This window comes from Pseudarthrobacter sp. 902506025 (genome assembly GCF_040702325.1).
In the GTDB taxonomy this organism is placed as follows: Bacteria; Actinomycetota; Actinomycetes; order Actinomycetales; family Micrococcaceae; genus Arthrobacter.
The window spans coordinates 420,964-447,173 of sequence record NZ_JBFBKW010000003.1 but is presented as its reverse complement, the minus strand read 5'-3'; the positions used below and the strand labels follow the sequence as shown (position 1 = coordinate 447,173).

The window sequence follows — 26,210 nt, the reverse complement described above, 5'->3', positions numbered from 1 at the left end:
AAAACAGCGCAGTGAGTGCACCGACGAAGCACAGGCCGGGCCCCGCATGACGGCGGAACTGCAGGCGCCCGTCCGTTCGCTTGGCTCCTGGACCGTTGGCGTCGTTGGGATAGCCGGCCTTATTGCGATCATCGCCGGGGTCTACGCCTCGCCGGAAGCGCTCGTGGTGGTGGGTATCCTGATCGCCGCGGCCGTGGGCATCGGCTGGCCGCACTTCCTGCGCATTCCCGCCAAAAAGACCCTCGCCGCCGTCATCGCCCTGCCGGGCGCAGGCGCCGCAGTAGCGGCGGGCCTGGCGCCCGCCCCCGGGTACCTGGACTGGACACCCGCCTTCGTTGCCCTGGGAATGATGGCCGTTTTCGTGGTGCAGTTGATCCGCGGCACCGGGCAGGCGCAGCGGCTGGAGTCCACCCTTGGATGCTGCGCAGGTGTCCTCTTGTCCTGCCTCGGCGCAGGCTGGATTGCCGGCTCCCGGTTCAACGGTGTCCGGGAAATGCTGCTGGTGGCGGCGATCAGCGCCGCAGTGGCCCTGCTGGCAGGGCTTATCCGCTGGCCGGACAGCATCGTCGCCCCGCTGGGAGTGGTGCTTGCCGGACTGGCCGGACCGCTTGCCGGGCTGGTCCTGTCGGACATCGCCGTCCTGCCGGCCGCCGTCTTCGGCGTGGTGGTCGGTGCGGTCCTGGCCAGCTTCCGGCGGCTGGCAACGCTCCGCGGCGCCCCGCTGAACATCCCGGCCGCGCTGGGCATGGGCCTTGCCCCGGTTTCGGCCGTCGGATCCCTCGCGTACTTCATAGACAAACTACTCATCTACTAACGGGTTAGGATGGCACCATGTCCGTACTTGCTTTTGAAATCTTCTTCCTTGTCCTGCTCGGCATTGCGAGCCTGTCCATGGCCTGGTTCGCCGGCTTCGTGGTCTACCGCCTCTTCAAGGGCCAGAAGTAGCCACCCCTTTTCAAGGACCGGCCGTATCTGGAGGTAAGACCAATGCCCATTGAGATTCCTACAGACCTGACCCCCGAACTCGTCCCCCTTTCCTGGCTCATCGGTGAGTGGGAGGGCCGGGGCCGGCTGGGCAGCGGCGACGAGGATTCCGAACACTTCCTGCAGCACGTTTCCTTCACCCACAACGGCCTGCCGTACCTGCAGTACCGTGCCGAAAGCTGGTTGACCGACGACGAAGGCACGCGCCTGCGGCCGCTCACCGTCGAGACGGGTTTCTGGGCGCTGGAGCGCAAGCAGCTTGATGCCGACGGCGGTCCCGGCCTGGTGCCCGCCGACATCGTGCCGGTGCTGAAGAGTGCCGACGAGGTTGAGGCACTGCGCAACAAGGACGGCGGCTTCGACATCTCCGTGTCCATCTCGCATCCCGGCGGTATCTCGGAGCTGTACTACGGCCAGATCAAGGGTCCCCAGATCCAGCTGACCACCGACATGGTGATGCGCGGCAGCCACTCGAAGGACTACAGCGCGGCCACCCGCATTTTCGGGCTGGTGGACGGCAACCTGTTGTGGCGGTGGGACGTTGCCGCGGGCGGCGAGGCAGGGAAGGGCCTGGAGGCACACGCTTCCGCGTTCCTGCACAAGGTTTCCTGACCAACGAGGGTTTCCTGACCAAAAAGAGGGTCTCCTGACCCGCGAAAAAGGGAGCGGCACCGTGGAAGAAGGCACCAGGAAAGCAGCAGGAGCGCCGGCCGGTTACGGCGACCTCAAGGCTGTCTTCTTCAACGGCACGCTCAAGAAGTCGCCCCAGACCTCCAACACCGATGGGCTGATCCGCATCAGCCGCCGCATCATGGAAAAGCAGGGCGTCAGCACCACGGTGATCCGCACGGTGGACCACGACATCGCCACCGGCGTCTACCCGGACATGACCCAGTACGGCTGGGCCACCGACGAATGGCCCGAGCTTTACCCCGCGGTCCAGGAAGCCGACATTGTTGTGGTTGCCGGACCCATCTGGCTGGGGGACAACTCCTCCCAGACCAAGAAGCTGATCGAACGCCTCTACGCCCACTCCGGGGAGCTCAACAGCAAGGGCCAATGGGTGTTCTACCCGAAAGTCGGCGGCTGCCTGATCACCGGAAACGAAGACGGCATCAAGCACTGCGCCATGAACGTCCTGTACAGCCTTCAGCACATCGGCTTCAGCATCCCCCCGCAGGCCGATGCCGGTTGGATCGGCCCAGTGGGCCCCGGGCCCAGCTACCTGGATGAAGGCTCGGGGGGCCCGGAGACGGACTTCACCAACCGGAACACCACATTCATGACGTGGAACCTCCTGCACCTGGCCAGGATCCTGAAGGACGCCGAGGGCTATCCCGCGTACGGAAACCTGCCGGGCGAATGGGCTGCCGGTACAAGATTCGATTTCGAAAACCCGGAATACCGCTGACCTCCAAGGACTTCTACTTCATATGACTACGCCCAGCCCTTTGTTGTCGCGCCCCGGGGCCGTCGAGGCCGCCGGCCCTGACGCCGGGGTCGCCGCCCACTACGGCGAGCCGCTGCGCGAGCAGCGCGCCCTTGCTGCCGGAACCGCCGTCGTCGACCTTTCCCACCGCGGCGTGGTCACCGTCACCGGGCCGGACCGGCTCAGCTGGCTTAACACCCTGTCCTCACAGCAGGTGGCAGCCCTGAAACCCGGCGAGTCCAGCGAACTGCTGCTCCTCAGCGTCCAGGGCCGCATCGACTTCGACGCCAGGGTGGTCGACGACGGGGAGAGCACCTGGCTGATCGTGGAGGCAGCCGAAGCCGCCCCGCTTGCCGAGTATTTCAACCGCATGAAGTTCATGCTGCGGGTGGAGATCGCCGACGTTTCGGCGGACTGGGCCGTTGTGGGCAGCACACGTGCCGTGCCCGAATGGTCCGGCCACCTCGCCTGGCAGGATCCGTGGCCGCACGTCTCCGCCGGCGGATACTCCTACGCCACCGTCTCAGAGGAGAACCATCCCGGGCTTGAGCGTCCTTGGTTCGAGTACCTCATCCCCGCCGCCGGGCTTGAGGACGCCGTCGCCGGGCGGGCGTTGGCCGGCGTGCTCGCCGCCGAGGCCCTCCGGGTCGCAGCGTGGCGCCCCAGGATCGGGGCCGAGACGGACGACAAGACCATCCCGCACGAATTGGACCTGCTGCGCACCGCCGTGCACCTGGCCAAGGGCTGCTACAAGGGGCAGGAAACGATCGCCCGCGTCCACAACCTCGGCCACCCGCCACGCCGGCTGGTGTTCCTTCAGCTGGACGGTTCGCAGCACACCCTGCCCGCTGCCGGGAGTCCCGTCATGGCCGGGGAGCGGAAAGTGGGTACCGTGACCTCGGTGGCGCAGCACTACGAAATGGGTCCCGTCGCCCTGGCAGTCATCAAGCGTTCCGTGGCCTCGGATGAAATACTGACGGTCCTGGACGGCGACGAGCCGTATCCGGCCGTCCAGGAACTCATCGTCGCCCCCGACGCCGGCCAGGTCGTGGGGCGCCAGACCGGATTCCTGAGGGGGCCACGCTGATGACCGAGAACACCGCGCCCGTCCACGCCGGGGCGGAGGCAACGGAGGGGCACGACGACGACGCGCTGGCTTTGGCGCACACGCTCTTCCAAGCTGCCCGTGACGGCAGCGACGAGCTGCTGGGTGCCTACCTGGACGCCGGGGTGCCCGCCACCATGACGAACTCCGCCGGCGATTCCCTTCTGATGCTCGCGGCCTACCACGGGCACGCCGGCACCGTTGAGCTGCTCCTGCAGCACGGTGCGGAAGCCAACACCGCCAACGACAGGGGCCAAACCCCGCTCGCAGGAGCGGCGTTCAAGGGCTACACGGACGTGGCCCGGGTTCTGCTGGGCGCCGGAGCGGATCCGGACGCCGGTGCGCCGTCGGCACGGGCAGCGGCGCAGATGTTTGCCCGCTCGGAGATCCTGGACATGCTGGGCTGACTTTTCCGGGTTTCCGCCCGGCACCAAACAAAACTCCAGAAGGATGACAGAGTGGAAAACGTAGAAAAGCCGTGGCCGGCGCTGTGGTCCCTGGTGATCGGGTTCTTCATGATCCTGATCGACAGCACCATCGTCTCGGTGGCCAATCCCCGGATCATGGAGGGCCTGAACGCCGACATTAACTCGGTGATCTGGGTGACCAGTGCCTACCTGCTGGCCTACGCCGTTCCCCTGCTCATCACGGGCCGGCTGGGTGACAGGTTCGGCCCCCGGAAGCTGTACCTGCTCGGCCTGGTGGTGTTCACCCTGGCCTCCCTCTGGTGCGGCCTGGCCCAAAACGTGGAAACCCTTATCGCCGCCCGCGTGGTGCAGGGGCTAGGCGCAGCGGTCATGACGCCTCAGACCATGGCGGTCATCACCCGCATCTTTCCGCCGGACCGCCGCGGTTCCGCCATGGCCATCTGGGGTGCCACGGCCGGCATGGCCACCCTGGTGGGGCCCATCCTGGGCGGTGTCCTGGTGGACGGCCTGGGCTGGGAGTGGATCTTCTTCATCAACGTGCCCATCGGCGTCGTGGGCTTCATCCTGGCAATGCGCAACGTCCCGGCGCTGAGCACGCACCCGCACCGGTTCGACATCCCCGGCGTCCTGCTGAGCGCCGTCGGGCTCTTCCTGCTGGTCTTCGGCATCCAGGAAGGCGAGACGTACAACTGGGGCACCATCACCGGACCCATCAGCGTCTGGGGACTCATTATTGCCGGCCTTGTTGTCCTGGCCGCGTTCGTGGCGTGGCAGCGGTTCAATAAAGGCGAGCCGCTCCTGCCGCTGGGTCTGTTCCGGGACCGGAACTTCTCCCTCGCCAACCTTGGAATCACGATGGTGGGGTTCACCGTCACGTCCTTCAGCCTGCCGCTGATCTTCTACTACCAGCTGGTCCGCGGTCTGACGCCCACCCAGTCGGCACTCCTGATGGTGCCCATGGCGCTGATCTCAGGCGGTATGGCGCCGGTGGTGGGCAAGATCGTGGACCGGGTCAACCCGAAATATCTGGCCGCCGGCGGCCTGACGCTGATGGCTGTCGCCCTGGTCTGGAATGGCCTGCTCATGCAGCCGGACACGCCCATCCTGCTGTTCCTGCTTCCCAGCGCAGTCCTGGGCTTTGCCAACGCCGGCATCTGGGCACCGTTGAGCACAACCGCAACCCGGAACCTGCCGCCGCGCCAGGCCGGCGCAGGCTCCGGGGTGTACAACACCACCCGGCAGTTCGGGGCCGTGCTGGGCAGCGCTGCGATCGCCGTCCTCATCCAGTCCCGGCTGGCGGCCGAACTCCCGTCCCGCGGCCCCGGCGCCCCATCCGGTGAGGGCATGGGCATGGGCGGCGGTACGCTTCCCGGGTTCCTGCACGCAGGGTTTTCGACGGCAATGGCCCAGTCGATCCTCCTCCCCGCCGCAGTGGTGCTGGTTGCCGCAGCCGTTGCCCTGTTCTTTGCCAAGCCGAAGCCGGCCCAGGACTGGGGCGCCGCGGGGAGCCCTGCGTCAGCGAAGGTGGACGCTGGTCTGGATTCCGCCGGCTGAGAGGCCCAGTTTCCGGGCGAGGGCAAGGCAGCCGGTGTTGCTGACGTCTGCACGCCACTGCAGCGTCAGCCCTGCGGCAAGGGCCTCGTGGGCGGCGATGGATCCGGCCAGGGCCCCAAGACCATGCCGCCGCCACTCAGGATCCACCAGGACCCCCATGTTGGCCAGCAGGCCTTCCCACTCGCCATAAGCGCCGCAGGCAAGGGGCACGCGCCTGCCATCGATTTCATGGACGATGGTGTACCGGTTCTCGAGGTCGGAAAGACCCACCTCGTTGACGTCGTCCGGCGGGCACCTTCCCTCCAGCTCGATCGCTTCCGGATTACCGTGCGAGACGGTCAGTTCCTCGGAGGGCTGCTGGAGGGGCAGGTCGTCGGCGAAGAACAGGGCTGCGGCACCGAGTCCGTGGCCGCCCTGCTCCCTGGTCAGTTTCAGGAGGGTGACGTGCTGGGCCATTTCCTCATCGGGAATGTCCGCCGCGGCGTCGATGACGCTCCGTGGTCCCACCAGGGCGGAACTTCCGAACAGCCGCACAAAGTCGACAGTCCGGGCCGATTCGTCGGCCCGGACAATCCGTTCCCCCGATGCCAGGGCGTCACCGAACGCGTCGTCGTCAAGGCCCAGCCGGCGTGCCCATGCCAACTGGATGATGGCCGCTGAGCCGGGATCGAGTGTCATGGTCCCAGCCTAGGGGGGCCTGCAGGCTTAGCCGAACAGGACCGCGGCTTCGTCGTAGCGGTTTTGCGGGACGGTCTTGAGCTGGCCCAGGGCTTCCTCGAAGGCGACATGCTGGATGTCGGTGCCCTTCAGTGCCACCATGGTGCCCCAGTAGCCTTCGACCACGGAGTCGATGGCGGCCATGCCCAGCCGGGTGGCCAGGACCCGGTCGAAGGCCGAGGGGACGCCGCCGCGCTGGATGTGCCCCAGGATGGTGGCGCGGGTTTCGATGCCGGTCCGGGCTTCGAGTTCGGGGGCGAGCTGGTCTGCGATGCCGCCCAGGCGGGGACGGCCGAAGGTGTCCAGGCCGCGCTCGGAGTGCGGGCTCTCCATGTGCTCCGGAACGAACCCTTCAGCCACCACCACAAGCGGGGCGCGGCCGCGGGCGTGGGCTTCATTGACCCATTCGGTGATCTGCTCGATGCTGACCTTCTGCTCCGGGATCAGGATGGCGTGGGCGCCGGCGGCCATGCCGGCGTGCAGGGCGATCCAGCCCACGTGCCGGCCCATTACTTCCGCGATCATGCAGCGGTGGTGGGACTCACCCGTGGTGCGGAGCCGGTCGATGGCCTCGGTGGCGATCTGGACGGCGGTATCGAAACCGAAGGTGTAGTCGGTGGCGTCGAGGTCGTTGTCCACGGTCTTGGGGACGCCTACGATCTTGAGCCCGGCGTCGGTCAGCCGCTTGGCCGCGGCCAGGGTTCCCTCACCGCCGATGGCGATGATGGCGTCGATGCCCAGCCGGTCCATGTGGGCCTTGATGGCCTCCGGGCCGCCGCCGTTTTCGAACGGGTTGGTGCGGGAGGTGCCCAAAATGGTGCCACCCTGTTTGGCGATGCCGCGGACCATGGTGCGGGGGATATCGATGATGTCCCCTTCCACCACGCCCCGCCAGCCATCACGGAATCCGACGAACTCCTGGCCGTGGACCGCAATGCCTTTGAGCACTGCACCTCGGATCACTGCGTTCAATCCGGGGCAGTCGCCACCGCTGGTGAGGATTCCAATTTTCATGTTCGGCTCAAATCCTGGGGAGAAGGTTTACAGGCAGAGCGCCACGCTGAGCTCACCTAGAAGTGTAGTGGGGTGTGTGGGGTACGACACAAACCGGTTACATGGGGGCCGGCTCGGCCCCGCACGCGGGGGACACGGAAAAGGCCCCGGCCCCGTGATCATTCACGGGGCCGGGGCCGTGGTCCTGGGCGGTCAGGGCCGGTTCAGCGACCGGCGGTCCAGGAACGCCTGGAGCGGAATCTCGTTGCGCTGGTCCGGAAGGGTGATCCACGCCAGGACGTAGAAGACGAATGCCGGGCCCGGAAGCAGGGCGAAGAGCAGGAACGCGATGCGGACGTACGCCACGTCCACGTTGAGTTTGGCAGCGATGCCGCCACAAACCCCGCCAAGCCACCGCTCGGGGCCGCGCTTCAGGCCGAAGCCCCTGACAATGCTGAAGAACTTATCCATGGTTCAAGACTTCCCTGTAGTTGGTTCGTTGTCACGTTTCCGGGCTGAGAGCAGGCCACCCACCACCAGGGCCACGCCCGCGCCGATCATGAGGCCGATCAGGACGTAGGTGCCGTTGAGCGTCACGATGCCAAGCTGGGCCACGATGATCAGCGCGGCCAGTGCCAGGACGATCAGCCCCCACACCACCGTTCCCACCCTGGCCGGTGCCGGTCCGGCAGTCTCCTGGCCCGCCGTCGTCGGAATGTTGCTGTTGTCCATGTCAGTTGCCTTCCTGGATCGTGACGTTGCTGAAGGTGCCGTCGATCTGCACCACCAGGTGGTTGCCTGGCCGGTCCGTGTTGTAGCTGCTTTCGCGGGTGGTGGTGCCGCCGCGCTGGCCGCTTCCTTCGTTCAGGTTGCCCATGGTCATGTCCGCCTTGATGTCAACGGGCAGGTTCTGCGGGATCACCACAGTCACGTTGCTGGCGGTGATGTCCAGGGGAACCACGACGTCGGACGTCAGGGGGGAGGTTGGGGAGAGTCTCGTGAGGTCCACGGTTCCCCGGCCGGCGGTGATGTCGATGCCGCTGCGCGCTTCCTCGATGCTGGCCGGGTTCCAGTCAACTTGCTGGAACCGCATCCGGCCGTCGTCCAGGGTGTTGTAGATGCCGCCGGTAACCAGCGCGATCACCGCGAAGAGGCTCAGGATGCCGGACGTCCGGCCGCGGAAGCCAGCCACCAGGATGCCCAGGCCGAGGACGGCCGCCGCGCTGGCCCACACGACGGCGTTGCCGGAGCCGCCCAGGTTGATGATGTTCGCGGCGTCCAGGGCCTTGAGTCCGCCGCCCACCAGCAGGGCAGATCCCGTGGCGATGGCGACTGCGGGGGCGCCGGGACCGGATGGGCGGGGCTTTGGCGGCCGCGGCGGGACCCACGGGGTGGGGTATCCGGCTTCACCGGGTATGCCGCTGCCGGGGCCGCCCGGGGAGGTGCCGGCGCCGCCAACGCCGCCGGCCCCAACTCCGGCGCCGCCAACTCCGGCGCCGCCAATGCCGCCAGCGGCCGGGACGCTCCCGGCGGGACTGTAGCTGCCGTGGCCGTAGGAGCCGGTGGGCGCTGAACCGGTGGTGCCGCTGCCGTAGGTGGGTGCTGCGGCCGGGGCAGGCCCCGGAGCCGTTCCTGCGGTGAACGTTGATGTGTGCGCCGTGCTGCCCATCGGGTAGGTCCCGCCGGGGGCCGCCGTGCCGTGCCCGGCCATGGTGGGGTGGGCCTTGTTGCGTTGGGAGAGGTAGTAGATCAGGTAGATGGCGCCACCCACCCAGAAGAGGGTCCAGAGCAGGCCGCTCAGGCCGTTATGGCTCCAGCCCCAGAAGCCTCCCCCCAGGCCGGTGAGGCCCAGGACCGTAGCGATCAGGGAACCTGTCATGCCGCTGGACCAGCGGCCGGCCCCTGCTTCCTGGACGTGGATCCTGCCGTCCGGTTCCGGAAGGAAGGCCCAGGCCAGGCCGTACAGCAGTACGCCAATGCCTGCCAGGAGGGTCAGGACGATAAAGACGCCGCGGATGATGATCGGATCAACGCCGAGCCGGTGGGCGATACCGCTGCAGACGCCGCCGACCCAGCGGTCGTTGCCCCGGTAGATGCCGTTGCTGCGGATCCAGCCGAAGAAGTCGGTGGACGGCGCCGGGGCGGAGCTGCCCTGGAACGCGTAGCGCTGGGAGTCGTCCGCAGGCGGGACCGGGGCGGGCTCCGGAGGCGTGGAGGCGGAGGACGGCAGGGGCTCGGTGGGCCGCTCGCTGTTCGTGCCGGGCTGCCCGTCGCGGAGGGGTTCGGCAGGGTGTTCGTCGTCGGGGGAGGGAGTGTGCGGGTTCATACCTCGATCCTCCCGTCCAGGCCGGTTGGCGCTCTACTGGGGGAAACCCTGAACCGTCCCTGAGCTGTCCCCGGGAAGCGGCCGAATGCGGTCCGGGCAACCCTGATCCGTGTTTGGATTGACCCATGACAACCCTTCCGGCGCGGCCGCCCTTGGCACGGAGCAGCGACCGTGTGATCGCGGGGGTGTGCTCCGGCCTTGCCGCGCACCTGGGCTGGCCGGTGAAGAACGTCCGCCTGGGCATGGTCCTGGCGTCCTTCGCTGGAGGGGCGGGGCTGGTCTTCTATGCCTGGCTCTGGATCATGGTGCCCACTGCGGACGAGGCCGCCCGCCGCAACGCCCGCCGCCCGGCGTCGCCCATTGCCCCGGCGGTGAGCCAGCCCGCCCAGGGGGCCGCTGCCGACGCCGGATCCCCGGCGGGTGCCCCAGGTCCCGTCCCGGAGGACCAGGGCGGGGCTCCGGTTCCCCCGTGGTTCCGGGCGCGCGGAATGCGGTACGGCAAGGAAATCCTGCTGGGCTGCGGACTGCTGCTCGTCGCCGGCATCATGATCGCCCAGCTGCTGGGTGTGGACGTGTCCCTGGGAACGCTGATCCCGGCTGCCGCGGTCCTGGGCGGTGCCTCGATCGCGTGGATGCAGCTGGACGAGACCCGGCGTGCAGGCCTGGTGGACAAGACCAAGGCGGACCAGGCCGGCGGCTGGGGCCGGCTCGCCGCCGGTCTGGCGCTGGTGGTGGCCGGGGTTCTGGTGATGGTGTCCGGCTCGGGTTCCTGGGAACAGACCTGGCTCGCCTTGCTCGCTTCGGTGGCCGTCCTGGGCGGCGTGGTGCTGGTCCTGCTGCCCTGGGCCCTGAAGTTCTGGCGTGACCTGGAAGCGGAGCGCGCGGGCCGGATCCGGGAAACGGAACGTGCCGAGATTGCCGCCCACCTCCATGATTCGGTGCTGCAGACCCTCGCCTTGATCCAGCGGCGGGCGGGCAACGAGCACGACGTCGTCCGCCTGGCCCGCGCCCAGGAACGCGAGTTGCGGGGCTGGCTGTTCCAGGATCCAGGCCGCGAAAGCGGCCAGCTCTCGGACCGGATCAAGGCTGTTGCCGGCGAGGTCGAGGACCTGCTCGGCAATGCCGTGGAAGTGGTCACCGTTGGTGACGCCGTCATGACCGAGGCGCACGAGGCCCTGGTCCAGGCCAGCCGGGAGGCCATGCTCAACGCCTCACGGCACGGTGGCGGGACGGTCTCGGTCTACCTTGAAGCGTCTGACGGGCAGGCCGAGATCTTCATCAAGGACAGGGGACCGGGCTTTGAGCTGGGGGACGTGCCCGCGGACCGGCTCGGTATCCGGGAATCAATCATCGGCCGGATGAAACGGCACGGCGGCTCGGCTGCCATCCTCAGCACCGGCGACGGCACCGAGGTCCGCCTCCGGCTGCCTGCCGCAGCAGAACACGCGGAAGGAAAATCATGAACACAACCCAGGGAACAGGTGCCGGAAGTGCCCGGCCGGCCAACTCGGCCCGGGTGGTCATCGTGGACGACCACGCCATTTTCCGGTCCGGCCTGAAAGCGGACCTCGACCCCAGCATCAAGGTGGTGGGGGAGGCTGCCACCGTGGAGCAGGCCATCGCCGTGATTGCCCAGCAGCGGCCCGACGTCGTCCTCCTGGATGTCCACCTCCCCGGCGGACTGGGCGGCGGCGGCCGGGAAGTCATCGCCGGCTCCGCCGCGCTCCTGTCCAGCACCCGGTTCCTGGCCCTGAGTGTGTCCGACGCCGCGGAGGATGTGGTCGCAGTAATCCGTGCCGGCGCCCGCGGCTATGTCACCAAGACCATCTCCGGCGCCGAGATCACCGACGCCGTGTTCCGGGTTGCCGGCGGCGATGCGGTCTTCTCGCCCCGGCTTGCCGGTTTTGTCCTGGACGCCTTCGGCACTGCCCCCGCGGACATTGCCGACGACGAACTCGACAAGCTCTCAGCCCGTGAGCTTGAGGTCATGCGGCTCATCGCCCGGGGCTACAGCTACAAGGAAGTGGCCAAGGAACTCTTCATCAGCATCAAGACCGTGGAGACCCATGTCTCGGCGGTGCTGCGGAAGCTCCAGCTCTCCAGCCGCCACGAACTCACCAAGTGGGCCGCGGAGCGCCGCCTCCTCTAAACGCCCCATCACCTCCCGCCCCTATATCTCCAACGCCCCATCACCTTTCGGGCCTTAAACCAGAACGCCCCATCACCAAGTGATGGGGCGTTCTGGTTTTTCCTGCGAAAGGTGATGGGGCGTTACTGGGCCTTGCCCAGGAAGTCCTGCAGCCGCTGGACGCCCGTGGCGAGGTCGTCGTCGCCCAGGGCGTAGGAGAGGCGCAGGAAGCCGGAGGGGCCGAACGCCTCGCCCGGAACCACTGCCACCTCAACCTCGTCGAGGATCAGCGAGGCCAGCTCCGCGGAGGTCTGCGGCGTGGCGGTGCCGGACGCGGTGGGGAATTCCTTACCCAGCAGCGCACGGACGTCGGCGTATACGTAAAAGGCGCCCTTCGGCGTCGGGCATTCCACGCCGTCAATCGCATTCAGCCCCGCGACGATGGCCTTGCGGCGGCGGTCGAACGCCACCTTCATCTCATCGACGGCGGTCAGCGGGCCGGACACGGCGGCGAGGGCGGCGATCTGCATGATGTTGGACACGTTGGACGTGGCATGCGACTGGAGGTTGGTGGCCGCCTTGATGACGTCTGCCGGGCCGATCATCCAGCCCACCCGCCAGCCGGTCATGGCGTACGTCTTGGCAACGCCGTTGAGGATGACCACCTTGTCGCCCAGTTCCGGGGCAGCGGTGGCGATGGACGTAAACGGGACGCCGTCGTAGGTCAGGTGCTCATAAATTTCGTCCGTGACCACCCACAGGCCCTTGGCCGCGGCCCACTTGCCGATCTCCGCCACCTGCTCGGGGGAGTACACAGCACCCGTGGGGTTCGACGGCGATACGAACAGCAGGATCTTGGTCCGGTCCGTCACGGCCGCTTCGAGCTGTTCAACAGTCACCAGGTAGTCCTGTTCTGGCCCGGCGAAGACCTCCACGGGCACGCCGCCTGCCAGCCGGATGGCCTCCGGGTAGGTGGTCCAGAACGGGGCAGGCACAATGACCTCGTCGCCCGGATCCACCAGGGTGGCGAAGGTGTTGTAGACGGCCTGCTTGCCGCCGTTGGTGACCAGCACCTGTGAGGGATCCACGGTGTAGCCGGAGTCGCGCAGCGTCTTCTCCGCAATTGCCTTCTTCAGCTCGGGAAGGCCGCCGGCAGGGGAGTAGCGGTGGAACCTGGGCTGGCCGGCAGCCTCGATGGCCGCCTGGACGATGTAGTCCGGGGTGGGGAAATCGGGTTCGCCCGCACCGAAACCAATAACCGGCCGGCCAGCTGCCTTCAGCGCCTTGGCCTTGGCGTCAACGGCCAGGGTTGCGGATTCGGCAATAGCGGAAATGCGTTGGGAAACGCGGGCGGAAGACATTGGCAGGTCCGTTCTTCGCTTGCAGCCCGGAGGCTGGAATGTGGGATTCGACGAGTTCTACTCTATGCTGTTCACCGGACCCTCCGGGGTGACGGTTTTGATTTATGACTGCCCCGCGCAGCACGTTTCAGGCCGGACTGCGGATGGGCCGGAACGGGCTGGTTTTACCTACGCGAAGTTCTTGCGTAGACTGGTTCACCGGTGTTGAAACACAGATGATGGCGTGCGCCCCAGTCCAAACTGGTGTTGGGCCATCAAAGAAGTGGAATTCACTCCATAGGGTAGTGGCGCAATTGGTAGCGCAGCGGTCTCCAAAACCGCAGGTTGCAGGTTCGAGTCCTGTCTGCCCTGCGCAAGCTGCTCCGGGCGAAAGCCCGGAGCAGGCGCAGCAACCATGGTTCTGATCAGGGCCGGGTAATCCACCATTGCAAAGATGAGCGAGGACCAGGTGACCGAAACAGCTGCCAGCAGCTCCAAGGGCCGCCCAGCTAAGAAGGAAGCCAAGGCAAACTTCTTCGCCCGCATTGCACTCTTTGTCCGCCAGATCATCGGCGAACTGAAGAAGGTTGTTGCCCCCACCCGCAAGGAACTGATCAACTACACGCTCGTGGTGCTGGTGTTCGTGACCATCATGATGGTCATCGTCAGCCTGCTGGACATTGGTTTTGGAACCGCTGTCAGCTGGATCTTCGGCGGCACCGGCTCCAAGGACAGCTAAGGCTGCACGGTCCGCAGGCCGCGTGATTCGCCCGGGTAACCGGAAGGAAGCGCCGGCGTGCGGAATTGAGCCATTTAAATAGGCATGTTAGGCAATGAGGAAGCAGGAGACCAAGTGTCTGAGCAGGAGCTCGAGGTAACCGAGACTGGGCTGGAAGAATCCCCGGACGTCACGGCAGAAGCCGGTGAAGAGTCCGAGGTTGAGTCCTCCACGCCCGAATCCGACGACGCAGCCTCCGACGCAGCAGTTGTTGACGCCGACGAAGCCGACGCTTCCGACGCCGAGGGTGAAGACGAGCCCGCAGACGCCCTTGCCGCCGCTGCAGCCACCGCAGCCGCTGACCCGGCCGAGGAGTTCAAGGCCAAGCTGCGCCGCCAGGAGGGTGACTGGTACGTCATCCACTCCTACGCCGGTTACGAGAACCGCGTGAAGGCGAACCTTGAAACCCGCATCCAGACCCTGGACATGGAAGATTACATCTTCGAAATCCAGGTGCCCATGGAAGAAGTCGTGGAGATCAAGAACGCCCAGCGCAAGGTGATCAACCGCGTCCGCATCCCCGGCTACGTCCTGGTCCGCATGGACCTGACGGATGCCTCCTGGGGCGCCGTCCGCCACACCCCCGGCGTCACCGGCTTCGTGGGCAACGCCCACAACCCGGTCCCGCTGCGCCTGGACGAGGTCTTCTCCATGCTCGCTCCCGTGTTCGAGGAAGAGCAGGCCGAGAAGGGCAAGCCGGTCAACAAGCAGAACCAGGTTCCCGTGGCCGTCGACTTCGAGGTCGGCGAGTCCGTCATCGTCAAGGAAGGTCCGTTCGAGACCCTCCCCGCCACGATCTCGGAGATCAAGCCCGAGTCCCAGACCCTCGTGGTGCTGGTCTCCATCTTCGAGCGCGAAACGCCGGTTACCCTGGCGTTCAACCAGGTCACCAAGATCTGAGAATCCTAGAATTCGTCCCGGTGCCGCCCGCTTAGTGGCGCCGGAACGGCCGGCCGCCTTGCCATGGCGGCCAAAAACCTGAGGCACGCTCCTGTGCCCCAGGACGTTATTGAGAGAAGGACCCTACATTGGCTCCCAAGAAGAAGGTCACCGGCCTCATCAAGCTGCAGATCCAGGCAGGTGCCGCCAACCCGGCCCCGCCGATCGGTCCTGCGCTTGGCCAGCACGGTGTCAACATCATGGAATTCTGCAAGGCGTACAACGCTGCGACGGAAGCCCAGCGCGGAAACGTCATCCCCGTGGAAATCACAGTCTACGAGGACCGTTCCTTCACGTTCATCACCAAGACCCCGCCGGCTGCAGAGCTCATCAAGAAGGCTGCAGGCGTCGCCAAGGGTTCATCCACCCCGCACACCGTCAAGGTTGCCAAGCTGACCCAGGCCCAGGTCAACGAGATCGCCTCCACCAAGATGGAAGACCTCAACGCCACCAGCCTCGAAGGCGCAGCGAAGATCATCGCCGGCACCGCCCGCTCCATGGGCATCACCGTCGAGGGCTAACAGCCCTGACCGCTGTCCAGCGTCGTGGTAATTGACGACGACGGGCGGCACCGCCGGGACACCGGCACCAAAAAAATTGAAATGTTGGCCATCCGGGCCGGATAACGAACCGGATCGCCGACTGTGGCAGGGCCCAGCGCGGTCCGCAGACCACAACTGCACAAGGAGAAATAAGCAGCATGGCAAAGCGCAGCAAAGCATATGAGGCAGCAGCCGCCAAGATCGACGCGGAGAAGCACTACGCACCGTTCGAGGCAGTAACGCTGGCCAAGGACACCAACCCGTCCAAGTTCGACGCCACCGTTGAGGTCGCTTTCCGCCTCGGCGTCGACCCCCGCAAGGCTGACCAGATGGTCCGCGGCACCGTCAACCTGCCCCACGGCACCGGTAAGACCGCCCGCGTCCTGGTTTTCGCAACGGGTGACAAGGCTGAGGCCGCAATCGCAGCCGGCGCCGACTTCGTTGGTTCCGACGACCTGATCGAAAAGATCGCCGGCGGCTGGACCGACTTCGACGCCGCCGTTGCCACCCCTGACCTCATGGGCAAGGTTGGCCGCCTCGGTAAGGTCCTGGGCCCGCGTAACCTGATGCCGAACCCGAAGACGGGCACCGTGACCCCCGACGTCACCAAGGCCGTCAACGACATCAAGGGTGGAAAGATCGACTTCCGCGTCGACAAGCACTCCAACCTGCACTTCATCATCGGCAAGGTTTCCTTCGACGCCATCAAGCTGGCCGAGAACTACGCAGCAGCACTGGAAGAGGTTCTTCGCCTCAAGCCGTCCGCTGCGAAGGGCCGCTACATCCAGAAGGCCACCGTTGCCACCACGTTCGGCCCCGGCATCTCCGTGGACCCCAACGTCACCAAGGTGCTCACCGAGGCATAGTCCCTCACTGAAGTTCCTGCTCCCGGAGTGATCCCGGAGCAACCGAAGACCGTTCCGGCGCTCACGTGCCGGGGCGGTCTTCTTTTTTGCGTCCATACCCGCGGGCAGTGCCTAAGCTGGCGTCATGGACCAGCACAAGCGAACCCAGCCCGCGTCGTCGCCGCCGTCCAATGCCCTGGCGATTGCCGCCGTCGTCATTCCTCCGCGCGGCCAGGACCGCCCCGGCACTGCGCCGTCCGCGGACCTCCTGGCCTGCCAGGCCATGAAGGAGGCAGAGGCGCTGGCTGTCTGGGGGAGCCTGGAACGCTGCCTCACTCCAGCCGAAGCGCTGGAGTTCTGGCGCGGCAACGAGTACGAGGAACGGCACCTGTTCCTGGCCCGGGCCGGCGGGGAACCGGTGGGAATGTGCTCGGTGACGCTGCCCCTTCGCGAGAACCTGGCCACTGCAGGCATCGACGTCCTGGTCATACCTGCCCGGCGCCGCAGGGGACTGGGACGCGCCCTGCTGGAGCACGCCGAAACCGTGGCACGGGCACGCGGCAGGTCATCCTTGGACTCCTTCCATGAGGTGCCGCTGGACGCTGTACGGCGTGATTCGCCCATGGTCGCCGCGAGATCCGGGGCCGGCCAACTGCCGGGGGATGACCCTGCAACCGCCTTTGCCCTGTCCGCCGGGTATGCGCTTGAGCAGGTGGAGCGTTCCAGCCGGCTCATGTTGCCCGTACCGAATACCCGGCTGGCACGCCTGGAGGCTGACGCCCTGGCCCGCAGCGGCGATTACATCCTGACGGCCTGGGACGGACACTGCCCGGACACGCTCGTTGCCGGCTATGCCGGATTGCGGGCGCGGATGAGCACGGACGCCCCCACAGCCGGAATGGACTGGGAGCGGGAGGACTGGGACGTACGCCGCGTGCGGGACGATGAACAGGCCCTGGTCCGCAGCGGTGTGCAGACCTCTGTGGCCGCGGCGGTGTACCGCCCCACCGGTGAACTGGTTGCCTACTCCGTCCTGGCCTGGCGCCCGCAGGTCCCGGAGTCGTTGCTCCAGCAGGACACCCTTGTCGCGGCGGGGCACCGCGGCCACCGCCTGGGGATGCTGATCAAGGCGGCCAACCTGCGGCGCACACAGGAAAAATGGCCCCCGGCGCGCTCGGTCCTGACATGGAATGCCAGCGAAAACCAGCATATGCTGGCGATAAATACCGCCCTTGGATTCAGGCCCGCCGGCTATGAAGGTGAGTGGCAGAAACGGCTGGGATGATGCCCGCATGGCAATAAACGTGAAGATCGAGCAGCTGTACATACCCGACTCATTGGACACCCCGGACGCGGCCGACTTCCTCGCCGCCGTGGAGGTGGGCCGCAAGGTCCGGATGCAGACGTGGGGCAGCGACGATCTTGCGTACGGTCCGCAGGAAAAGTTGCTTGAGTTCGCGGACCCGTACGAGCGCCAGCTGATCCTCGTTGCCAAGGTGGACGGCGCCATTGTAGGCACGGTCGATATCGCGCTGCCCCTGACCGACCACCTGGACCTGGCCGAGCTCACCCTGGACATCCTGCCCGAGTTCCAGCGGCAGGGGGTGGGGCGCCGCCTGCTTGAGGCTGCCGAACAGCTGGCCAGGGGTGAAGGCCGCACCATGATCCTGGTTGATACCAACCATCCGGGCGCGTCACTGCACGAGTTTGAACGGGCCCAGCTGGTGCCCGGCTCCGGACAGGGGTTTGTGCCCCTGGAGAGCCGCGAAGTGGAGTTCGCGCAGAAGACCGGGTACACGCTGCAGCACATCGAGCAGTTCAGCTCCTGTCTCCTGCCCCTGGACACCAAGCTCGTGGCCGACCTCCAGGCTGAAGCCGAGGAAGCCAACAACGGCAGGTACCGGCTGCACCACTGGACGGACCGCTGCCCGGACCGCTGGCTGGAGGCCGTGGCCGCGCTCGAAAACCAGGCCGGCGCCGACGTCGACCCGTCCTTGGATGCGCCGATTGAACAGGACATGGTGTTCGACGGCGGCATCCTGCGTGAGGCGGAGGACGTCGCCATCGCGCAGGGCAGGAGAACGGTGGTCACCGCCGTCGAGCACATCGCCACCGGGGCGCTGGTGGGCCTGACCACCATCACGGTCCTGGCGCACCGGGCTGACGTGGTGTTCCAGGACGACACCCTGGTCCTGCAGGAACACCGGGGCAACAAGCTCGGGCTGCTGATCAAGGTGGCCAACATGGAGCGGCTCAGCGAGCAGTTCCCGGACGCACGCATCATTTACACCTGGAATGCGCCGGAGAACCGGTACCTGCTGACGGTCAACAAGCAGCTGGGATTCCAGACGGCCGGCGTGACGGGTATCTGGCAGAAGGAGCTCCCCACGCTGCGCACCAGCACCAGCTGAGCGCCGATTTGGCGGACCGGCAATGCCTCGCGTAAGCTGGGAGTACCAAAGACCGTCGGTTGTTGGAAATCCACTCTCCTGAACATGGCTCAACTCTGCAGTTGTGCGCTGGGGACCACAGTGGCTTTCCGGACGAAGGACCCTCAACGCAGGGCGGCCGGCGCAGGTGAACGAAGCAAAGCTCCACGGGATAAACGTGTTGAGCCAAGCCCCGTGCATCTGCGCGGGGCGTTTTTAGTTTTAGCTCTCTTGAGCGGGGACCGTCGAATACCGGCACTATCCCCGGAAGGAGGGTTATGGCAACGCCTACCAAGGTTTCAGCAGTAGCTGAGATCACTAACGATTTCAAGGAATCGAACGCCGCTGTCCTGACCGAATACCGCGGGCTCACCGTTGCACAGCTCAAGCAGCTGCGTGTTTCTCTCGGCCAGGACACCAAGTTCGCGGTCGTCAAGAACACCCTGACCGCCATTGCAGCCAAGGAAGCCGGCGTCGAAGCATTCGACGGCCAGCTTGCCGGCCCCACTGCAATCGCGTTCATCAAGGGTGACGCAGTTGCCGCTGCCAAGAGCCTGACGGATTTTGCCAAGGCCAACAAGCAGCTGGTCATCAAGACCGGTTACTTCGAGGGCAAGGCGCTGGACGCCACCGAGGTCGCCGCACTGGCTGCCCTCGAGTCCCGCGAGCTGCAGCTCGCCAAGGTTGCAGGCGTCCTCAAGGCACCTGCCGCCGCAGCTGCACGCATCATCGACGCACTGCGCCTCAAGCTTGAAGAAGAGAACGGTGCACCGGCAGCTGCCGAAGCGCCTGCCGCTGAAGAAGCCCCTGCCGCTGAAGCTGAAGCTCCCGCTGAAGCTCCTGCTGCCGAAGAGAACTAATTCTCTTTACCCCACCAGACTCCGGTGTCATCCCGGCCTAACGCCGGCGGGACACCACAACAGGAAGGACGCCTACCATGGCGAAGCTCAGCAACGAAGAGCTCATTGAAGCTTTCAAGGAACTGACCATCATCGAGCTCTCCGAGTTCGTCAAGCTCTTCGAAGAGACCTTCGAAGTTACCGCCGCTGCTGTTGCAGTTGCCGGCCCCGCCGGTGGCGGAGCTGCTGAAGAGGTTGAAGAGAAGACCGACTTCGACGTCATCCTCGAATCTGCCGGTGACAAGAAGATCGCAGTCATCAAGGAAGTTCGCGCCATCACCTCCCTCGGCCTCAAGGAAGCCAAGGACCTGGTTGACAGCGCCCCCAAGGCTGTTCTCGAAGGCGCCAACAAGGAAGCTGCCGAGAAGGCCAAGGAGCAGCTCGAGGCTGCAGGCGCCACCGTTACCCTCAAGTAACAACGCCTTTTCCTTCGGAAACCCCGTCCACTTCGGTGGGCGGGGTTTCCTGCTTTAACAAAGGCCTTCCGCTTCAGGACGGTTCGCTGATGTCCGCCACCACGGCGCCCAGGGCTGCGGTCAACTCATCGGCGTCCACGAACGCGCTGTAGCCGTGTGCCCCGGCCCCCATGGAGATGCGCCGCCCGGTGATCGTGGCGTCGGCATAGACGGGCCAGGCGGTGGTGCTGCCCAGCGGGGTGATGGTGCCCCGCTCGTAGCCGGTTGCCTCCAGTGCAGTTCCTGCGGGCGGCAGCGACAGCTTGTTCACGCCCACCAAGGCACGGAGCTTGGGCCACGAAATCTGCCGGTCGCCCGGGATGAGCGCGAAGAGGAACGTCCCGTCCTTGTGCTTGACCACCAGGGATTTGACGATGTCCGCCGGTGTGATTCCCATGATGTCCGCAGCCTCTTCGAGGCTCTTCGCTGCGGGCCGTTCCACCACGTCAACTGCCAGGCCGCGGGCAGCGGCGTCGGCCAGGAACCGTTCCCGCCCGACGCCGTCCGCTCCGTTTCCGGATGAGCCCGCCATCAGTCGCGGTAGAGCAGGAGGGCCTCGCCCTGCCCGCCTCCGCCGCAGAGGGACACTGCAGCCTTGCCGGTCCCGCGCCGCTTCAGCTCATGGGCGGCGTGGGCGGCCAGCCGGGCACCCGAGGCGCCGATCGGATGACCCAGGGCAATGGCGCCGCCGTGGAGGTTGCACTTCTCCAGCGGGTAGTCCAGGTCCTTGAGGGACTGCACGGCCACCGAGCCGAAGGCTTCGTTGATCTCGATGAAGTCAAGGTCGGCGGTGCTCCACCCCGCTTTCCCAAGGGCGTTCATGATGGCGTTGGACGGCTGGGAATGCAGGGAGTTGTCAGGCCCGGCCACCTGTCCCGGCTTCCCGACCACCGCCAGGTATTCGAGCCCGTGCTCCTCCGCGTAGCCGCGCGACGCGAGCACCAGGGCGGCGGCGCCGTCGGACAGGGGAGAGGAGTTGCCTGCGGTGATGGTGCCGTCAGTGACGAATGCAGCGCGCAGGCCGGCCAGTGATTCGATCGAGGTATTGGGGCGGACCCCTTCATCGGTGTCCACCACCAGGGGCTCGCCCTTGCGCTGCTTGACGCTGATAGGTGCGATCTCGCCGTCGAACGTTCCGTTTTTCGCCGCAAGCGCCGCGCGCTGGTGCGATTGGGCGGCGACGTTGTCCTGGGAGGTGCGGTCGATACCCAGCGAGAGGTTCCGCGTCTCGGTGGACAGGCCCATCGACTCCCCGTCAAAGGCATCGGTCAGCCCGTCGTGGGCGGCAGCGTCCAGCGCCTGGATGGAGCCGTAGGTCCACCCCTGCCGCGATCCCGGAAGCAGGTGCGGTGCCCGGCTCATCGACTCCTGGCCGCCGGCCACCACGACGGCAGCCTCGCCCGCGCGGATCATCCGGGCGGCGTCAATCACCGCGGTCAGCCCGGAAAGGCACACCTTGTTGACGGTCACGGCAGGCACATTCCACCCGATGCCGGCGCCGATGGCGCTTTGCCGCGCAGGGTTCTGCCCGGCGCCTGCCTGCAGGACCTGGCCCATGATGACAGCCTCCACATCCGCGGCATCTACGCCACTGGAGGCCAGTGCGGCCTTGATGGCGTGCGCACCGAGATCCACTGCCGTGAGGCTGGACAGTTGGCCGTTGATCCGGCCCTGCGGGGTCCGTGCGGCCCCGAGGATGACAACGTCATTGCTGTGGGGAGTGTTGTCCATGGTTACCACTTTCAGTCCGGTTTCGGTCTAAGCCACCAAGGCTATCGTGAGCCTGGTCACCCAACTATTCAAACGCCGGGAGCGCCATGTGCATTCCTGCGCGGCATCGTGCCGCCGGGCTTTGCAGCACGGGACGGCAGGGGAGAGGTACCCATCCATTGTGTTGTGCAAGACGGCGGCCGCTTGCGTAGGGTGGACGGCGAGGCTTTGCAGGGGGACGCGCTTTGCAGGGGGGACACCAGGTCCGGAGCCGGGACGGACGGAGCGACATCGTGAACAAGACATTTACTGCGGCTGCCATCGCCGCCATGGCCGTACTGACGGGCAGTGCGCTGGCGGGTTGCTCGATGTCCACGCCGGCGCCGGCAGAAACAACCCAGGCCACGCCGGCACCCTCGGACAACGGCGCGGCAAGCACCAGCCCTGTTGTCTCCACCGGGCCTGGAAGTACCGGTGCGGCCCGGTCAGGGGGAACCAAGGCGGCCTGCGAACTCTTCAACAAACTGGTGGCGGACTATGGCGCCGTTTCCCCCACCGATTCACAGGGCTACGAGGACGTGTACTCCCGGGCCCAGGACGCCAAGGACACTGTTTCCGGGGACTTGAGGGGCCTGTTCACCTCGCTGAGCCTGCTGGCCATCGACCACTCGTCGGTGGCGGAAACCGGGGGCAAGCCGTCCCAGGAATCCAAGGACGTCGTAAGGGATGCCGTTTTCGCGAACGCCGGCACCTGCACGGCCGAGGGCGTCACGCTGCGCCTCTAGGCGGTCCGGCACTCCTGGTGCAGGCCGCCGGAAACTGGGTGCTTGCAATCCGGCGGGATGTGGGGTAGACACGTAGGTTGTTTTGCCGTATCGTAGATATTTGCGTCTTCCCTGTTTACCTTCAGCCTTCATATAGCGGTGGGCTTTGCCTGGCAGCTGGCAATCAACGTGCCGTAACAACGGTCACAGCATAGTCAGTTCAGGCCCCGGGTCATATAGCGGAACCGGATGGTAGCGCTGCGGAGTCACTTCGCAGGGTGCACAGCGGGGGAGATCTGAAAACGCCTGAAGGTCTGTGGAAGGATCCCTCTTGGTCGCCTCGAGCACCTCTAATAACGAAACCGCTAACACTGCCGACAGCACTGATGGTGCCACTCGCCGGCTCTCATTCGCAAAGATTCACGAACCCCTTGACGTTCCGAATCTGCTTGCCCTGCAGACGGACAGCTTTGACTGGCTGGTCGGCAATGAGCGCTGGCAGGCACGCGTGGCAAAGGCTGTCGAAGAAAACGATCTCAGCGTCGCCACCACGTCCGGCCTGTCGGACATCTTCGAAGAGATCTCCCCGATCGAGGACTTCCAGGGCACCATGTCCCTGAGCTTCTCCGATCCGGAGTTCGCTGACCCCAAGTACACCATGGCTGAGTGCAAGGACCGGGACGCAACGTACTCGGCTCCGCTGTACGTCAAGGCCGAGTTCATGAACAACAACACGGGCGAAATCAAGCAGCAGACCGTGTTCATGGGTGACTTCCCCCTGATGACCGAGAAGGGCACCTTCGTCGTCAACGGCACCGAGCGTGTCGTCGTCTCCCAGCTGGTACGTTCGCCGGGCGCCTACTTCGAGCGCGCCGCCGACAAGACCAGCGACAAGGACATCTTCACCGCCAAGATCATCCCGTCCCGCGGTGCATGGTTCGAGCTCGAGATCGACAAGCGCGACCAGGTCGGTGTCCGCCTCGACCGCAAGCGCAAGCAGTCCGTCACGGTCCTGCTGAAGGCCCTGGGCTGGACCGAAGGCCAGATCCTCGAAGAGTTCGGCCAGTACGACTCCATGCGGGCAACCCTGGAGAAGGACGCCACCGAAACCCGCGAAGACGCCCTGCTGGACATCTACCGCAAGCTGCGCCCGGGCGAGCCGCCCACCGTCGAGGCTGCCCAGTCCCTGCTGGACAACCTGTACTTCAACTCCAAGCGCTACGATCTGGCCAAGGTTGGCCGCTACAAGATCAACCGCAAGCTTGGCATCGACCGCTCCCTTGGCGACAAGGAAGCCTCTGTCCTGCACGTTGAAGACATCGTCGCCATGATCAAGTTCCTCGTCGCGCTGCACGCCGGTGAGAAGACCATCAAGGGCACCCGCGATGGCCAGGAAGTGGACCTGCGCGTCGAGATCGACGACATCGACCACTTCGGCAACCGCCGCATCCGCGCCGTCGGCGAGCTCATCGAGAACCAGGTCCGCACCGGCCTGTCCCGCATGGAGCGCGTTGTCCGCGAGCGTATGACCACCCAGGACGTCGAGGCCATCACGCCGCAGACCCTGATCAACATCCGCCCCGTGGTTGCGGCCATCAAGGAGTTCTTCGGAACCTCCCAGCTGTCGCAGTTCATGGACCAGAACAACCCGCTCTCGGGCCTGACCCACAAGCGCCGCCTGTCGGCCCTTGGCCCCGGTGGTCTGTCCCGTGACCGCGCCGGCATGGAAGTCCGTGACGTGCACCCGTCCCACTACGGACGTATGTGCCCCATCGAAACCCCTGAAGGCCCGAACATTGGTCTGATCGGTTCGCTGGCTTCCTACGGCCGCATCAACCCGTTCGGTTTCATCGAGACCCCGTATCGCCTCGTCAAGGACGGCGTCGTCTCCGACGACGTCCAGTACCTGACGGCCGACGACGAGGCTGAGGTCCTGATCGCCCAGGCCAACGCGCCGCTGGACGAGAACAAGAAGTTCGCTGAAGAGACCGTCCTGGTTCGTGCCCGCGGTGGTGGAGGCGAGCCCGTGCTGGTTCCCGCCGCCGACGTCGAGTTCATGGACGTTTCCCCGCGCCAGATGGTGTCCGTGGCTACGGCCCTGATCCCGTTCCTGGAGCACGACGACGCCAACCGTGCACTCATGGGTGCCAACATGCAGCGCCAGGCTGTGCCGCTGGTCCGTTCCGAGGCTCCCGTGGTGGGCACCGGCATGGAGCGCGCCGCCGCCGTCGACGCCGGTGACGTTGTCATCGCCAAGAAGGCCGGTGTGGTCACCGAGGTTTCCGCCGAGCTCGTCATCATGCTCAACGACGACGGCACCGAGACCAACTACCGCATCAACAAGTTCGCCCGTTCCAACCAGGGCAACTGCTACAACCACCGCGTCCTGGTGAACGAAGGCCAGCGCCTGGAAGTTGGCGGCATCATCGCCGACGGCCCGGCTACGGACCAGGGTGAGCTCGCACTGGGCAAGAACCTGCTCGTGGCATTCATGTCATGGGAAGGCCACAACTTCGAGGACGCCATCATCCTCTCGCAGCGCATCGTTGCCGAGGACGTCCTTTCCTCCATCCACATCGAGGAGCACGAGATCGATGCCCGCGACACCAAGCTTGGTGCCGAGGAAATCACCCGTGACATCCCCAACGTGTCCGAGGAAGTCCTGGCCGGTCTGGACGAGCGCGGCATCATCCACATCGGTGCCGAGGTTGAAGCAGGGGACATCCTGGTCGGAAAGGTCACCCCGAAGGGTGAAACCGAACTGACCCCGGAAGAGCGCCTGCTGCGCGCCATCTTCGGTGAGAAGTCCCGCGAAGTCCGCGACACCTCCTTGAAGGTGCCCCACGGCGAGTCCGGAACCGTCATCGGCGTGCGCGTCTTCGACCGCGACAACGACGACGAGCTCCCCCCGGGCGTGAACCAGCTGGTCCGCGTCTACGTTGCCGCCAAGCGCAAGATCACCGACGGCGACAAGCTCGCCGGCCGCCACGGCAACAAGGGTGTTATCTCCAAGATCCTTCCGATCGAGGACATGCCCTTCCTTGCCGACGGCACCCCCGTTGACATCGTCCTGAACCCGCTGGGTGTTCCGGGCCGTATGAACGTGGGCCAGGTGCTCGAAACGCACCTCGGCTGGGTTGCCAAGACCGGTTGGAAGATCGAAGGCGAGCCCGAGTGGGTCAAGCAGCTGCCGAACCTGCCGCGCGAGAGTGGTCCCACCACTGTTGCCACGCCGGTATTCGACGGTGCCCGCGAAGAGGAAATCACGGGCCTGCTGGACTCCACCAACGTGACCCGCGACGGTGACCGCCTGATCAACTCCTCGGGCAAGACCCGCCTGTTTGACGGCCGCTCCGGCGAGCCGTTCCCGGATCCGATCTCGGTCGGCTACATGTACATCCTGAAGCTCCACCACCTGGTGGACGACAAGATCCACGCACGCTCCACCGGCCCGTACTCCATGATCACGCAGCAGCCGCTGGGTGGTAAGGCACAGTTCGGTGGCCAGCGCTTCGGTGAAATGGAAGTGTGGGCGCTCGAAGCTTACGGCGCCGCCTACACCCTCCAGGAACTCCTCACGATCAAGTCCGATGACATCCACGGTCGTGTGAAGGTCTACGAAGCGATCGTCAAGGGCGAGAACATCCCCGAGCCGGGCGTTCCCGAATCCTTCAAGGTCTTGATCAAGGAAATGCAGTCGCTGTGCCTGAACGTGGAAGTTCTTTCCACGGACGGAACCACAATTGAAATGCGTGACTCTGATGACGCAGTCTTCACGGCTGCGGAAGAACTGGGCATCGATCTGTCTCGCGCAGAGCCCAGCTCCGTAGAAGAGGTTTAGCAGG

The 26,210-nt window shown here is 65.8% G+C and carries 26 protein-coding genes and 1 tRNA gene; 19 read left to right on the top strand and 8 right to left on the bottom strand.

Going from position 1 to position 26,210, the window contains the following annotated elements:
- Positions 1 to 46 precede the first annotated feature (46 nt).
- The 6 genes from AB0280_RS09310 to AB0280_RS09285 all read left to right on the top strand — a co-directional run bounded on the left by AB0280_RS09310 (position 47) and on the right by AB0280_RS09285 (position 5,500).
- Positions 47 to 814, top strand: a complete 768-nt coding sequence (locus AB0280_RS09310) for a permease (RefSeq protein WP_224027194.1) — start codon at positions 47 to 49, stop codon at positions 812 to 814.
- Positions 815 to 987: 173 nt separating this feature from the next.
- Positions 988 to 1,596: an FABP family protein gene (locus tag AB0280_RS09305; protein ID WP_159631340.1), complete on the top strand. Its 609-nt coding sequence runs from the start codon at positions 988 to 990 to the stop codon at positions 1,594 to 1,596.
- A 61-nt stretch (positions 1,597 to 1,657) separates the two neighbouring features.
- Positions 1,658 to 2,395 (top strand): flavodoxin family protein, encoded by a 738-nt coding sequence (locus tag AB0280_RS09300; protein ID WP_275179655.1) that lies wholly within the window; start codon positions 1,658 to 1,660, stop codon positions 2,393 to 2,395.
- Positions 2,396 to 2,417: 22 nt separating this feature from the next.
- Complete coding sequence (locus AB0280_RS09295) at positions 2,418 to 3,500, top strand: YgfZ/GcvT domain-containing protein (protein WP_366366991.1); 1,083 nt, start codon at positions 2,418 to 2,420, stop codon at positions 3,498 to 3,500.
- Positions 3,500 to 3,925, top strand: a complete 426-nt coding sequence (locus AB0280_RS09290) for an ankyrin repeat domain-containing protein (protein WP_366366989.1) — start codon at positions 3,500 to 3,502, stop codon at positions 3,923 to 3,925. Before AB0280_RS09295 ends, AB0280_RS09290 begins: the two co-directional genes overlap by 1 nt.
- 51 nt (positions 3,926 to 3,976) lie before the next feature.
- The gene (locus tag AB0280_RS09285; protein WP_224026676.1) at positions 3,977 to 5,500 is read left to right on the top strand and encodes a DHA2 family efflux MFS transporter permease subunit; all 1,524 of its coding nucleotides are present in this window, start codon (positions 3,977 to 3,979) and stop codon (positions 5,498 to 5,500) included.
- On the opposite strand, the gene AB0280_RS09280 is transcribed toward AB0280_RS09285, so the two are convergent.
- From AB0280_RS09280 to AB0280_RS09260, 5 genes are all read right to left on the bottom strand, one after another.
- Positions 5,462 to 6,178, bottom strand: a complete 717-nt coding sequence (locus AB0280_RS09280; protein ID WP_159631344.1) for a GNAT family N-acetyltransferase — start codon at positions 6,176 to 6,178, stop codon at positions 5,462 to 5,464. The two genes, AB0280_RS09285 and AB0280_RS09280, sit on opposite strands and share 39 nt — an antisense overlap.
- A 27-nt stretch (positions 6,179 to 6,205) precedes the next feature.
- Positions 6,206 to 7,231: an ATP-dependent 6-phosphofructokinase gene (locus tag AB0280_RS09275; RefSeq protein ID WP_159631345.1), complete on the bottom strand. Its 1,026-nt coding sequence runs from the start codon at positions 7,229 to 7,231 to the stop codon at positions 6,206 to 6,208.
- Between the two features lie 192 nt (positions 7,232 to 7,423).
- Complete coding sequence (locus tag AB0280_RS09270) at positions 7,424 to 7,681, bottom strand: PspC domain-containing protein (RefSeq protein WP_159631346.1); 258 nt, start codon at positions 7,679 to 7,681, stop codon at positions 7,424 to 7,426.
- A 3-nt stretch (positions 7,682 to 7,684) separates the two neighbouring features.
- On the bottom strand, positions 7,685 to 7,942 hold the full coding sequence (locus tag AB0280_RS09265; RefSeq protein ID WP_224026675.1) for a hypothetical protein: 258 nt from the start codon (positions 7,940 to 7,942) through the stop codon (positions 7,685 to 7,687).
- Position 7,943: 1 nt separating this feature from the next.
- A complete protein-coding gene (locus tag AB0280_RS09260) occupies positions 7,944 to 9,536 on the bottom strand; it encodes a PspC domain-containing protein (RefSeq protein ID WP_366366986.1) in 1,593 nt (530 codons plus the stop codon).
- A gap of 125 nt (positions 9,537 to 9,661) precedes the next feature.
- Between AB0280_RS09260 and AB0280_RS09255 the strand changes: the two genes are divergently transcribed.
- On the top strand, positions 9,662 to 10,999 hold the full coding sequence (locus AB0280_RS09255; protein ID WP_224026673.1) for an ATP-binding protein: 1,338 nt from the start codon (positions 9,662 to 9,664) through the stop codon (positions 10,997 to 10,999).
- Entirely contained in the window at positions 10,996 to 11,685 is a 690-nt protein-coding gene (locus tag AB0280_RS09250; RefSeq protein ID WP_366366984.1) for a response regulator transcription factor, read from the top strand. Before AB0280_RS09255 ends, AB0280_RS09250 begins: the two co-directional genes overlap by 4 nt.
- A gap of 122 nt (positions 11,686 to 11,807) precedes the next feature.
- Here the strand turns inward: AB0280_RS09250 and AB0280_RS09245 are convergent, their stop codons facing one another.
- Complete coding sequence (locus AB0280_RS09245; RefSeq protein WP_224026671.1) at positions 11,808 to 13,025, bottom strand: pyridoxal phosphate-dependent aminotransferase; 1,218 nt, start codon at positions 13,023 to 13,025, stop codon at positions 11,808 to 11,810.
- A 278-nt stretch (positions 13,026 to 13,303) separates the two neighbouring features.
- Here AB0280_RS09245 and AB0280_RS09240 point away from each other — a divergent pair.
- The 9 genes from AB0280_RS09240 to rplL all read left to right on the top strand — a co-directional run bounded on the left by AB0280_RS09240 (position 13,304) and on the right by rplL (position 19,852).
- A tRNA-Trp gene (locus AB0280_RS09240) sits at positions 13,304 to 13,376 on the top strand.
- Positions 13,377 to 13,458: 82 nt separating this feature from the next.
- Positions 13,459 to 13,743, top strand: a complete 285-nt coding sequence (gene secE, locus AB0280_RS09235) for a preprotein translocase subunit SecE (protein ID WP_159631350.1) — start codon at positions 13,459 to 13,461, stop codon at positions 13,741 to 13,743.
- 114 nt (positions 13,744 to 13,857) lie between these two features.
- On the top strand, positions 13,858 to 14,682 hold the full coding sequence (gene nusG, locus AB0280_RS09230) for a transcription termination/antitermination protein NusG (protein WP_224026670.1): 825 nt from the start codon (positions 13,858 to 13,860) through the stop codon (positions 14,680 to 14,682).
- 128 nt (positions 14,683 to 14,810) lie between these two features.
- The gene (rplK, locus tag AB0280_RS09225) at positions 14,811 to 15,242 is read left to right on the top strand and encodes a 50S ribosomal protein L11 (RefSeq protein ID WP_018760472.1); all 432 of its coding nucleotides are present in this window, start codon (positions 14,811 to 14,813) and stop codon (positions 15,240 to 15,242) included.
- Positions 15,243 to 15,421: 179 nt separating this feature from the next.
- Positions 15,422 to 16,129, top strand: a complete 708-nt coding sequence (gene rplA, locus AB0280_RS09220) for a 50S ribosomal protein L1 (RefSeq protein ID WP_159631352.1) — start codon at positions 15,422 to 15,424, stop codon at positions 16,127 to 16,129.
- A 124-nt stretch (positions 16,130 to 16,253) separates the two neighbouring features.
- Positions 16,254 to 17,393, top strand: coding sequence for a GNAT family N-acetyltransferase (locus tag AB0280_RS09215; RefSeq protein WP_366366981.1), 1,140 nt, complete (start codon positions 16,254 to 16,256; stop codon positions 17,391 to 17,393).
- Positions 17,394 to 17,400: 7 nt separating this feature from the next.
- The gene (locus AB0280_RS09210; RefSeq protein ID WP_275179648.1) at positions 17,401 to 18,519 is read left to right on the top strand and encodes a GNAT family N-acetyltransferase; all 1,119 of its coding nucleotides are present in this window, start codon (positions 17,401 to 17,403) and stop codon (positions 18,517 to 18,519) included.
- Positions 18,520 to 18,815: 296 nt separating this feature from the next.
- Positions 18,816 to 19,397 carry a 50S ribosomal protein L10 gene (gene rplJ / locus AB0280_RS09205; protein WP_141942696.1) on the top strand — a complete coding sequence of 194 codons (582 nt, stop codon included), beginning with the start codon at positions 18,816 to 18,818 and terminating at the stop codon, positions 19,395 to 19,397.
- Between the two features lie 77 nt (positions 19,398 to 19,474).
- Complete coding sequence (gene rplL / locus AB0280_RS09200; protein ID WP_018760467.1) at positions 19,475 to 19,852, top strand: 50S ribosomal protein L7/L12; 378 nt, start codon at positions 19,475 to 19,477, stop codon at positions 19,850 to 19,852.
- A gap of 73 nt (positions 19,853 to 19,925) precedes the next feature.
- Here rplL and AB0280_RS09195 read toward each other — a convergent pair whose 3' ends face one another.
- Positions 19,926 to 20,423 carry an aminoacyl-tRNA deacylase gene (locus AB0280_RS09195; protein ID WP_224026668.1) on the bottom strand — a complete coding sequence of 166 codons (498 nt, stop codon included), beginning with the start codon at positions 20,421 to 20,423 and terminating at the stop codon, positions 19,926 to 19,928.
- Positions 20,423 to 21,622, bottom strand: coding sequence for an acetyl-CoA C-acetyltransferase (locus AB0280_RS09190; protein WP_275179647.1), 1,200 nt, complete (start codon positions 21,620 to 21,622; stop codon positions 20,423 to 20,425). Before AB0280_RS09190 ends, AB0280_RS09195 begins: the two co-directional genes overlap by 1 nt.
- A gap of 272 nt (positions 21,623 to 21,894) precedes the next feature.
- Between AB0280_RS09190 and AB0280_RS09185 the strand changes: the two genes are divergently transcribed.
- Complete coding sequence (locus tag AB0280_RS09185) at positions 21,895 to 22,386, top strand: hypothetical protein (protein WP_366366978.1); 492 nt, start codon at positions 21,895 to 21,897, stop codon at positions 22,384 to 22,386.
- A 310-nt stretch (positions 22,387 to 22,696) separates the two neighbouring features.
- Entirely contained in the window at positions 22,697 to 26,206 is a 3,510-nt protein-coding gene (gene rpoB, locus AB0280_RS09180; RefSeq protein ID WP_159631357.1) for a DNA-directed RNA polymerase subunit beta, read from the top strand.
- The last annotated feature ends 4 nt before the right edge of the window (positions 26,207 to 26,210 follow it).